General features: G+C 71.1%; 14 protein-coding genes. 3 read left to right on the forward strand and 11 right to left on the reverse strand.

What is annotated here, in order from left to right:
* Both AC32QD_RS12440 and accD read right to left on the reverse strand, forming a co-directional pair.
* Window positions 1–916 (reverse strand): bifunctional folylpolyglutamate synthase/dihydrofolate synthase (locus tag AC32QD_RS12440; protein ID WP_492010826.1); only part of this gene is annotated, 916 nt, incomplete at its 3' end.
* A gap of 89 nt (window positions 917–1005) precedes the next feature.
* Complete coding sequence (gene accD, locus AC32QD_RS12445) at window positions 1006–2028, reverse strand: acetyl-CoA carboxylase, carboxyltransferase subunit beta (protein ID WP_492010827.1); 1023 nt, start codon at window positions 2026–2028, stop codon at window positions 1006–1008.
* Window positions 2029–2214: 186 nt separating this feature from the next.
* Between accD and AC32QD_RS12450 the strand changes: the two genes are divergently transcribed.
* From AC32QD_RS12450 to AC32QD_RS12460, 3 genes are all read left to right on the forward strand, one after another.
* A complete protein-coding gene (locus AC32QD_RS12450) occupies window positions 2215–3066 on the forward strand; it encodes a branched-chain amino acid aminotransferase (RefSeq protein ID WP_492010828.1) in 852 nt (283 codons plus the stop codon).
* A 75-nt stretch (window positions 3067–3141) separates the two neighbouring features.
* The gene (locus AC32QD_RS12455; RefSeq protein ID WP_492010829.1) at window positions 3142–3387 is read left to right on the forward strand and encodes a CopG family ribbon-helix-helix protein; all 246 of its coding nucleotides are present in this window, start codon (window positions 3142–3144) and stop codon (window positions 3385–3387) included.
* The gene (locus tag AC32QD_RS12460) at window positions 3384–3662 is read left to right on the forward strand and encodes a type II toxin-antitoxin system RelE/ParE family toxin (protein ID WP_492010830.1); all 279 of its coding nucleotides are present in this window, start codon (window positions 3384–3386) and stop codon (window positions 3660–3662) included. The genes AC32QD_RS12455 and AC32QD_RS12460 overlap by 4 nt, the downstream gene beginning before the upstream one ends.
* A gap of 28 nt (window positions 3663–3690) precedes the next feature.
* On the opposite strand, the gene trpA is transcribed toward AC32QD_RS12460, so the two are convergent.
* From trpA to AC32QD_RS12505, 9 genes are all read right to left on the reverse strand, one after another.
* A complete protein-coding gene (trpA, locus tag AC32QD_RS12465; RefSeq protein ID WP_492010831.1) occupies window positions 3691–4482 on the reverse strand; it encodes a tryptophan synthase subunit alpha in 792 nt (263 codons plus the stop codon).
* A gap of 51 nt (window positions 4483–4533) precedes the next feature.
* Window positions 4534–4875: a hypothetical protein gene (locus tag AC32QD_RS12470; protein ID WP_492010832.1), complete on the reverse strand. Its 342-nt coding sequence runs from the start codon at window positions 4873–4875 to the stop codon at window positions 4534–4536.
* A gap of 8 nt (window positions 4876–4883) precedes the next feature.
* Window positions 4884–6104: a tryptophan synthase subunit beta gene (trpB, locus tag AC32QD_RS12475; RefSeq protein ID WP_492010833.1), complete on the reverse strand. Its 1221-nt coding sequence runs from the start codon at window positions 6102–6104 to the stop codon at window positions 4884–4886.
* Window positions 6105–6173: 69 nt separating this feature from the next.
* Window positions 6174–6614, reverse strand: a complete 441-nt coding sequence (locus AC32QD_RS12480; RefSeq protein ID WP_492010834.1) for a GNAT family N-acetyltransferase — start codon at window positions 6612–6614, stop codon at window positions 6174–6176.
* Window positions 6611–7264, reverse strand: a complete 654-nt coding sequence (locus AC32QD_RS12485) for a phosphoribosylanthranilate isomerase (protein ID WP_492010835.1) — start codon at window positions 7262–7264, stop codon at window positions 6611–6613. The genes AC32QD_RS12480 and AC32QD_RS12485 overlap by 4 nt, the downstream gene beginning before the upstream one ends.
* 40 nt (window positions 7265–7304) lie before the next feature.
* Window positions 7305–7643 (reverse strand): LapA family protein, encoded by a 339-nt coding sequence (locus AC32QD_RS12490; RefSeq protein ID WP_492010836.1) that lies wholly within the window; start codon window positions 7641–7643, stop codon window positions 7305–7307.
* Between the two features lie 25 nt (window positions 7644–7668).
* Window positions 7669–7953 carry an integration host factor subunit beta gene (gene ihfB, locus AC32QD_RS12495; protein WP_492010837.1) on the reverse strand — a complete coding sequence of 95 codons (285 nt, stop codon included), beginning with the start codon at window positions 7951–7953 and terminating at the stop codon, window positions 7669–7671.
* A gap of 100 nt (window positions 7954–8053) precedes the next feature.
* Entirely contained in the window at window positions 8054–8965 is a 912-nt protein-coding gene (gene sppA / locus AC32QD_RS12500; protein ID WP_492010838.1) for a signal peptide peptidase SppA, read from the reverse strand.
* Between the two features lie 28 nt (window positions 8966–8993).
* Window positions 8994–10298 (reverse strand): 30S ribosomal protein S1 (locus AC32QD_RS12505; RefSeq protein ID WP_492010839.1); only part of this gene is annotated, 1305 nt, incomplete at its 5' end.

Raw genomic sequence — 10298 nt, forward strand, 5'->3', positions numbered from 1 at the left:
CCAGCGGCCCGCGCGTCAGCCGCTGCATCCGGGCGGGCCATTCGGCCCGCGCCGCGGCGGCGCGGCAGGCGGCCTCGTCGAAGCCGAGCTGCCTGAGCGCAGCGATCGCCATGCCGGCATTGTCGAACTGGTGCGCGCCGGGCAGCGCCGGCGGGTCGAGGTCGAGGAGCCCCTGCCCGTCCTCGTAGACCAGCCGGCCGTGCTCGGCGCGCACGCTCCAGTCCTGCCCGTGCAGCATCAGGGGCGCGCCCAGCTCGGCGGCGCGGGTCTCGATCACCGCGCGCGCCGCGTCCTCCTGCGGGCCGACCACGCAGGGCACGCCGGGCTTGAGGATGCCCGCCTTCTCGAAGGCGATCTCGCCCAGCGTCTCGCCCAGATACTGCTGGTGGTCGAGCGAGACCGGGGTGATCACGGTCAGCGCCGGGCGGTCGATGACGTTGGTGGCGTCGAGCCGGCCGCCCAGCCCGACCTCGAGCAGCGTATAGTCGGCGGGCGTGCGCGCGAAGGCGAGATAGGCGGCCACCGTGGTGATCTCGAAGAAGGTGATCGGGCGGCCGGCGTTGACCCGCTCGCATTCCTCCAGCACGGCGGCGAGCTCGGCCTCGGGGATCAGCGTGCCGGCCAGCCGCACGCGCTCGTGGAAGCGCACCAGATGCGGCGAGGTGTAGGCATGCACGCGCTGGCCCGCGGCCTCCATGCCGGCGCGGATCATGGCCAGCGCCGAGCCCTTACCGTTGGTGCCGGCGATGTGCACCACCGGGGGCAGGCGGCGCTGCGGCTCGCCCATCTCGGCGAGCAGCCGCCACACCCGGTCGAGCGTGAGGTCGATGATCTTGGGGTGCAGCGCCAGGAGGCGCTCGAGGATGGCGTCGCTCGGCTGCGGCGCGCGGGCAGGCTCGTCGGCCGGCGTGCTCACCTGGGTCGGTCCTTCGGTTCGGTCCTTGACGTCAGTCCCTGGGCTCGGTCCTCGGGGGCTCGGTCCTCGGGGGCTCGGTCCTCGGGGGCTCAGTCCTTGCCGGCCTTCGCCCCACTCTTCGCCGCCGCCTTGGCACCGGCCTTCTCCCCCGCCTTCTGCGCGGCCTTCGCCTCGGCTTCGGGCGGCGCCGCGGCATCGTCGCCGGCGGGCGGCGCCTGCGCCGGCTCGGGCGTCGGCCCGGTCAGCTCGCCATGCACGATGGGCGGGCGGCCCATCAGCATGTGCAGGATGCGCCCCAGCTCGCCGCGCATCTGCTGGCGCGGCACCACGCGGTCGATCATGCCGTGATCGAGCAGGTATTCCGAGCGCTGGAAGCCCTCGGGCAGGGTCTCGCGGATGGTCTGCTCGATCACCCGCGGCCCGGCGAAGCAGATCAGCGCGTCCGGCTCGGCGAGGTGGATGTCGCCCAGCATGGCGTAGGAGGCGGTGACGCCCCCCGTTGTCGGGTTGGTCAGCACCACGATGTAGGGCAGCCGCGCCTCGCGCACCATCTCGACCGCGATGGTGGTGCGCGGCAGCTGCATGAGCGAGAGGATCCCCTCCTGCATGCGTGCGCCGCCCGAGGCGGTGAACACCACCAGCGGCGCCTTCAGCTTCACCGCGGTCTCGGCCGCGGCCAGCATGGCATTGCCCACCGACATGCCCATGGAGCCGCCCATGAAGCGGAAGTCCTGGGCGGCCGTTACCGTCCTGAGCCCGAAGATCTCGCCCTGGGCGACCAGCATCGCCTCGTGCTCGCCGGTCTTGCGTCGCGCCTCGCGGAGCCGCTCGGTATAGCGCTTCTCGTCGCGGAAATGCAGCGGGTCGGCCAGCGCCTCGGGCACCTTCACCTCGGTGAACAGCCCGCCGTCGAAAAGTGTCGCGAAACGCTCGCGCGGCGCGATGGCCATGTGGAAGTTGCAGTGGGTGCAGACGTAGAGCGCCTCGCGCAGCTCGCGATGGAATACCATCTGGCCGCAGCTGTCGCACTTGGTCCAGAGGTTCTCCGGCATCTCGCGCCGCTGGAAGAACGACTTGATCTTCGGCGGCACGTACTCGCTGATCCAGTTCATGCAGGCTCCGCGGCTGTGTCTGCTGGGCCCGCTTCATAATCCGATGCGGGCCGAGGCGCAACGCGGGGCGCGCAAGACGGGGTGCGCAATGCGGGGGGCGCGACGCGGCGCCCCTTGAGTCGGCGCCGCGCTTGGCGCAGTCTCTGCCCCGGCTGACGAGGAGAAAGCGGCGATGAGAGAGCGGCGATGAGCGGCGGCATCTGGACCTTCTTCAACGACGCCTGGCACGAGGGCAACACGCCCCTGTTGCGCGTCGGCGACCACGCCACCTGGCTGGGCTCGATGGTGTTCGACGGCGCCCGCGCCTTCGAGGGCGTGGTGCCCGATCTCGACCGCCATTGCGCGCGCTGCGCCGAGTCGGCCACGCGCATGGGGCTGGCCCCGCCCGTGACCGGCGAGGAGCTGGCGGCCATCGCGCGCGAGGGGCTGGGCAGGTTCGCGCCCGACACGGCGCTCTACATCCGGCCGATGATGTGGGCGACCGAGGGCCTGTCCCACATGGTCGCGCCCGACCCCGAAAGCACGCGCTTCGCCGTGATGCTGGCGGAGAGGCCGATGCCCGAGCCGCGCGGCTTCTCGATCACCGCGACGCGCTTCCGCCGGCCGACCATCGAGACCATGCCCACGGACGTGAAGGCCGGCTGCCTCTACCCCAACAACGCCCGCATGCTGCGCGAGGCGCGGAGCAAGGGCTTCGACAACGCCATCGTGCAGGACATGCTGGGCAACGCGGCCGAGACCGCGACCTCGAACATCTTCATGGCCCGCGACGGCGAGGTGCTGACCCCGATCCCCACCGGCTGCTTCTTGAACGGCATCACGCGCCAGCGGGTGATCGGGCTTCTGCGCGCCGACGGCGTGACGGTGCACGAGACCATCCTGACGCTCGAGGACTTCGCGAGCGCCGACGAGATCTTCTCCACCGGCAATGCCGGCAAGGTGCTGCCGATCACGCGCTACGAGGAGCGCCACCTGCAGATCGGGCCGATGGCGCGGCGCGCGCGCGAGCTCTACATGGAGTTCGCGCACGCCGGGTGACTTGCCGGTCGCGGGACTTGCCGGTCGCGTCACGCCGTATTACACTGTGATACTCGGCAATACGGGAGCGACGCGATGGGCAAGGTGACGCTTTCCTTCCGCACCGAGGCGGAGGCGCGCGACCGGCTGGACCGGCTGGCGGCGGCGCTGCGGCGCGACCGCAGCTTCCTGATCAACGAGGCGATCGAGCAGTATCTCGCCCAGCTCGACTGGCAGGAAGCACAGATCCGCGCCGGCATCGAGGAAGCGGACCGGGGCGCGTTCGCGTCCGACGAGGAGGTTGAGGCAGTCTTTGCCAAGTGGCGCAAGGTATGCGGGTGAGATGGACGCGCCGCGCGCTGCGCGAGCAGGATGACGCCTTCGAGTGGATCGTCGGGGAAAATCCGGTCGCGGCGCGGGACGTGATCGACCGGACGCATGCGGCGACACGGCTGCTTTCGGACAACCCTCGCCTGGGCCGCAAGGGACGCATCGCGGGGACGCGCGAGCTCGTCATCTCGCGCACGCCCTATATCGTCGTCTACCGGATCGGCCGCGACGACGTGGAAATCCTCGCCGTGATCCACCAGGCGCGCGACTGGCCGGCGCGCCTGTGAGCCGCGCCGGTGCGCGCGCGGCCCGCGCTCAGACCCCGTGCGCGGCGTCGGCCAGGGTCTTGACGAAGGCCAGGACGTCGGCGGGGGCGTCGCCGCGGCCGATGCGCTCGACGATGGCCGAGCCGACCACGGCGCCGTCGGCGACCGAGGCGATGGCCGCCGCGGCCTCGGGCGTCTTGATGCCGAAGCCGACGCAGACCGGCAGCTCGGTCGCGGCCTTGATGCGCGCGACCTCGGGCGCGACCGCCGCGGCCTGGGCGGCGGCGGCGCCGGTGATGCCGGTGATCGAGACGTAGTAGAGAAAGCCCGAGGTGTTCTCGAGCACCTTCGGCAGCCGCCTCTCATCGGTGGTCGGCGTGGCCAGCCGGATGAAGTGCAGCCCCGCGCGCGCGGCCGGCAGGCACAGCTCGTCGTCCTCCTCGGGCGGCAGGTCGACGATGATCAGCCCGTCGACGCCGGCCTGCCTGGCCTCGGCGAGGAAGCGCTTCACGCCCATCGAGTAGATCGGGTTGTAGTAGCCCATCAGGATGATCGGCGTGTCGGCGTCGCCCTCGCGCAAGCTGCGCACCATGGCGAGCGTTTTCGCCATGGTCTGCCCGGCGGCGAGCGCGCGCTGACCGGCGAGCTGGATCGCTGGCCCGTCGGCCATCGGGTCGGTGAACGGCATGCCCAGCTCGATCAGGTCGACGCCGGCGCCGGGCAGGCCGCGGATCAGCTCGAGGCTGCGCTCATGGTCGGGGTCGCCGGCCATGACGAAGCTGACGAAGGCGCGCCGGCCCTGGGCGCGAAGCCTCTCGAAACATGCGTCGATGCGGGACATCGCTTCCCCTCGGTCCCAGATGCCTCACCAGGGCGCGGCGCGGGCCGCGCCTCAGCTCTCGTCCTTGCGAAAATACTTCTTCTCGCGCGGCTTGCCGTCCCAGCCGGTGCGGCGCGGGCGGTCCTCGCCCCGGTCGCTACCCCGGTCGCCCCCCCGGTCGCCCCCCCGGTCGCGGTCGCCGCCGCCCGGCGGGCGTCGGCCGGCGCCGCGCGGCGGCCGGTCGTCCTCGCGGTGCTCCCACTTGTTGAGGAGCCGCTCGTCGAAGCGGTCGCGGCCGATGCTGCCCTCGTGGCACCAGATGCAGGCGACGCCGGCCTCGGTGACCTCCTCGACGCACATGCGCATGGAGCCCGATTTCAGGACCACCAGGTCCCCTGTGCTGAACTTTGCCATGATGTCCTTCAGATCTTGTCGCCGAGCGCCTCGGCCACCGTGTAGATGTCCTTGTCGCCGCGCCCGCACATGTTCATCACCAAGAGATGCTCGCGCGGTAGCGAGGGCGCGATCCGGGCCACATGGGCGAGCGCGTGGGCGGGCTCGAGCGCGGGGATGATGCCCTCGGTGACGCAGGAGAGCCGGAAGGCATCGAGCGCCTCGCGGTCGGTGACCGAGACATACTCGACCCGGCCCGCATCGCGCAGCCAGGCGTGCTCGGGGCCGACGCCGGGATAGTCGAGCCCGGCCGAGATCGAGTGGCCCTCGAGCACCTGCCCGTCGTCGTCCTGCAACAGGTAGGTGCGGTTGCCGTGCAGCACGCCCGGCCGCCCGCCGGTCAGCGAGGCGCAGTGCTCCATGCGCGCGTCGACGCCGTGGCCGCCGGCCTCGACCCCGATGATGCGCACGCCCGCGTCGTCGAGGAACGGGTGGAACAGGCCCATGGCGTTCGAGCCGCCGCCGATGCAGGCGACCAGCGTGTCGGGCAGCCGGCCCTCGCGCGCCAGCATCTGCTCGCGGGTCTCGCGGCCGATCACCGACTGGAACTCGCGCACCATCTCCGGGTAGGGGTGCGGGCCAGCCACCGTGCCGATGCAGTAATAGGTGTCGCGCACATTGGTCACCCAGTCCCTGAGCGCCTCGTTCATGGCGTCCTTGAGCGTGGCGCGGCCGGCCTTGACCGGCACCACCTCGGCGCCGAGCAGGCGCATGCGGAAGACGTTGGGCTTTTGCCGCTCGACATCCGTGGCGCCCATGAAGACCACGCATTTCAGGCCGAAGCGGGCGCACACCGTGGCGGTGGCCACGCCGTGCTGGCCGGCGCCGGTCTCGGCGATGATGCGCTCTTTGCCCATGCGCCGCGCCAGCAGGATCTGGCCCAGCACGTTGTTGATCTTGTGCGCGCCGGTGTGGTTGAGCTCGTCGCGCTTGAAGTAGACGCGCGCGCCGCCCAGCCGCTCGCTCAGCCGCTCGGCGTGGTAGAGCGGCGAGGGCCGCCCGACATAATGCGTCCACAGGTCCTGCATCTCGGCCCAGAAGGCGGAGTCGTTGCGGGCGCGGCCCCACTCGGCCTCGAGCTCGAGGATCAGCGGCATCAGCGTCTCGGAGACGAAGCGGCCGCCATAGATGCCGAAGCGGCCGCGCTCGTCGGGGCCGGCGCGGAAGGTGTTCGGCTTGTCCTGGTTCATGGCTGGTCCTCCGGCGACTCGGGGGTTTCTTTAGCGGCAATGGCGGGCGCAGTCGATGGCCGATCGCGCCTAGAGATCGCGCTTGAGGCCCCAGTGGCTGGCCGCGAAGCCGAGGCGCTGATAGAAGCGAAGCGCGTCGGCGCGGCGCCGGTCCGTGGTCAGCTGCACCAGCTCGCAGCCGGCGGCGCGTGCGCGCGCGAAGGCGGCCTCGAACAGCGCCCGGCCGATGCCCCGGCCGCGCCGGTCGGCGCGCACGCGCACCGCCTCGATCTGTGCCCGCGCGGCGCCGCGCCGCGACAGCCCGTGGATCACCGTGACCTGCAGGCAGCCCAGGAGCGCGCCCGCCTCCTCGGCGACCAGATAGACGTTGCCGGGCTGCGCCGACAGGGAATCGAAGGCGCGCCGGTAGGCGGGGTCGCCCGGCGCCTCGTGGCCCTTGTCCAGCCCGTCGTCGGCCAGCAGCGCGACAATGGCCGCCAGATCCGCCGCGCGGGCCTCGCGCACGATCACGCGGCGCTCGCGGCGCGGATGAAGGCGGTGATCTTGCCGAGGTCCTTGACGCCCGGCGCGCGCTCGACGCCCGAGGAGACGTCGACCTGCTCCGCCCCGGTCAGACGCACGGCCTCGGCGACGTTCTCGGGCGTCAGCCCGCCCGCCAGCATCCAGGGCCGGCCCCAGCGCCGCCCCGCGATCAGGCGCCAGTCGAAGCTGAGCGCGTTGCCGCCGGGCAGGTAGGTGCCGCCCTCGCGCAGCCCCCCGGTGGGCGGCTTGGCGTCGATCAGGAGCTGGTCGGCGACCGCCTCGTAGGCGGGGATCTGCTTGAGATCGGCGGCCTCGCGGATGCCCACGGCCTTCATCACCGGCAGGCCGAAGCGCGCGCGCAGCGCGGCGACGCGGTCGGGGCTCTCGGCGCCGTGCAGCTGCAGCATGTCGAGCGGCACCGCCGCGACCAGCGCGGCGAGCATGGCGTCGCCGGGGTCGACCACCAGCGCCACGCGCGTGACGCCGGCGGGCGCGGCCGCGGCGACCTCGCGCGCCGCCGCCAGGTCGAGCGCGCGCGGCGAGGGCGGGTAGAACACCAGCCCGACATAGGCCGCGCCCTCGCGCGCGGCGTGCTCGACCGCGGCGGCGCTGGTCAGGCCGCAGATCTTGACGCGCATAGTTGCAGGTCCCGGTTCTCGGCCCCGGCCGGGCTGGGCGTCAGCCGACGGGGATCCGGGGCATCTCGTCGGCGCGGTCGCCCAGCTCGTTCTTCAGCCGCGCCACCTCGCGGCGCAGCTCGACGATCTCGCGCCGCTTCTCCTCGGCGACGCGGCGGTGCTTGCGCTCGCGGAAGAACTCGACGATCTGGCCGATCACGATGCCGACCAGCACCGCGCCCAGGATCACCACCGCCAGCGGGATGCCGGTGACGCCCCAGCGGTCGCCGAAGATGGGGCGCGGCAGCAGGTAGAGATCGACCGGGGCCATGTTGGCCACGCCGACGACGATGAGTACCGCGGCCAGAAGGCCGAGCACGATCAGCTTGATCGTCCGCATTGACGTCTCCGATTCGGCGGGCCGCTCAGCCCTTGCCGTTCATGCGCTCGCGCAGCTCCTTACCGGCCTTGAAGAAGGGCACCCTCTTGGCCGGGACCGGGACCGACGCGCCGGTGCGCGGGTTGCGGCCCATGCGCGCGTCGCGGCTTTTCACCGAGAAGGCGCCGAAGCCGCGCAGCTCCACCCGGTCGCCCCGCGACAGGGCCGAGGTGATCTCCTCGAAGACCACCGACACGATGCGCTCCACGTCCCTTTGAAACAGATGGGGGTTTTCCTCTGCGATCTGCTGGATCAGTTCCGACTTTATCATTCGATCCCCCGGTCGGGTGGTTGTGATTCCCGGCTCTCCCTTAGCAGCGAACAAAGCTGCCCCCGCCCGGCCTCCCGGTCAACGCCGAACGTCTTTTTGTCTATTGCACAACAGCATACAGTCGAGGCCCCTGGTATACAACGGGGCGATCCGGAAGCAACAGGCTGGCCAGGCTGCGGCCGACGCTGCTCAGCGGCCAGGGCAGCCCGGAGGTGTGCCAGTCGTAGTCGCGGACCGCCATGTCGCGGGCGATGCCGTGCTTTTGCGCCAGCCAGTCGCGCGCCGTGCCCTCGCCGCCGATGGCGTCGATCAGCCCGCGCTTGAGCGCCTGCCGGCCGGTGAAGGCGCGCCCGTCCGAGTCGTCCTCGAGCGCCGCGCCGGTGATGCCGCGGCGCTTGCTCACCAGGCCCTTGAACCAGGCATAGCTGTCGTCGATCAGCGACCGCTCGGCCTGGATGGCGCCGGGCGCGGGCGGCGAGGTCATGCTCGGCTCGGCCTTGAGCGGCTTGCTCTTCACGGTGATGAAGCTGACGCCGATCTTGTCGAGGAGCCCAGCTATGTTCGGCGTCTCGGCCAGGACGCCGATCGAGCCGGTCAGCGTGTTGCCGCGGGCCACGATGTGGTCGGCGGCGAGCGCGGTGATGTAGCCGCCCGAGGCGGCGACCTCGGACATCACCGCGACCACCGGCTTCTTCGCCGCCACGGCGCGCAGGTTCTCGTAGAGCGCCTCGGAGCCGGCGACGCTGCCGCCGGGGCTGTTGATGTCGACCATCAGCGCCTTGATCGAATCGTCCCGGGCGATGCGGTGCAGCATGGCGGCGCGGTGGGGATCGGCGAGTATCAGCCCGCTGACGCGGATGCGCGCCACATGGTCGCCGGTGATCGGCGCGGCGACGCGCGGGATCACCGCGAACGCCGCCACCACCAGCGCGGCGATGGCGAGGATGCGCCAGAACGTCAGGCTGCGCCGCGCCCGGCGCCGCTCGAGGATGAGGTCCGCGGTCGCGCTCATCGGGGGCCAGGCGACGGCCGCCGGGCCGTCACTTGTCCTCTTCCTGCTGCTTCTTCAGCGCAGCCCCCAGGATATCGCCGAGCGAAGCGCCCGAATCGGACGAGCCGAACTGCTCCACGGCCTCCTTCTCCTCGGCGATCTCGCGCGCCTTGATCGACAGGCCCAGCTTGCGCTGCGCCCGGTCGATATTGGTGATCTTGGCGTCCACCCGGTCGCCGACCGAATAGCGCTCGGGGCGCTGCTCGGAGCGGTCGCGGCTGAGGTCGGAGCGGCGGATGAAGCTCTTCACCCCCTGGTACTCGACCTCGATGCCGCCGTCCTCGATGGCGCTGACGCTCACGGTGACCACCTGGCCGCGCTTGACCGTCTGCATGACGTTGCCGAAGGGGTCCTCGGCGAGCTGCTTGACGCCGAGCGAGATGCGCTCCTTCTCGACATCGGTGTCGAGCACCACGGCCTTGACCATGTCGCCCTTCTTGTACTCCTGGATCACCTCCTCGCCGGGGCGGTCCCACGACAGGTCGGACAGGTGCACCATGCCGTCGATGTCGCCCTCGAGCCCGATGAACAGGCCGAACTCGGTGATGTTCTTGACCTCGCCCTCGACCTGGGTGCCGGACGGGAACTTCTCGGCGAAGCTCTCCCACGGGTTGCCCAGGCACTGCTTCAGCCCGAGGCTGATGCGCCGCTTCACCGGGTCGACGTCGAGCACCATCACCTCGACCTCCTGGGAGGTGGAGACGATCTTGCCCGGATGCACGTTCTTCTTGGTCCAGCTCATCTCGGAGACGTGCACCAGGCCCTCGACGCCGGGCTCCAGCTCGACGAAGGCGCCGTAGTCGGTGATGTTGGTCACGCGGCCGGTGATGCGCATGCCCACCGGGTACTTGGCCGAGACCGACTCCCAGGGATCCGACATCAACTGCTTCATGCCGAGCGAGATGCGCTGGGTCTCCTTGTTGACCCGGATCACCTGCACCTTGATGGTCTCGCCGATCGAGACGATCTTGGAGGGATGGTTGACCCGGCGCCAGGCCATGTCGGTGACGTGCAGAAGGCCGTCGACGCCGCCCAGGTCTACGTAGGCGCCGTAATCGGTGACGTTCTTGACCACGCCCTCGACGATGTCGCCTTCCTTGAGCTTGGCGACGATCTCGGCGCGCTGCTCGGCGCGGCTCTCCTCCAGCACCGCGCGGCGGCTGACCACGATGTTGCCGCGGCGCCGATCCATCTTGAGGATCTGGAACGGCTGCGGAACGCCCATCAGCGGGCCCACGTCGCGCACCGGGCGGACATCGACCTGGCTGCCGGGCAGGAAGGCCACGGCGCCGCC

This window comes from Thermohalobaculum sp. (assembly GCF_058622915.1).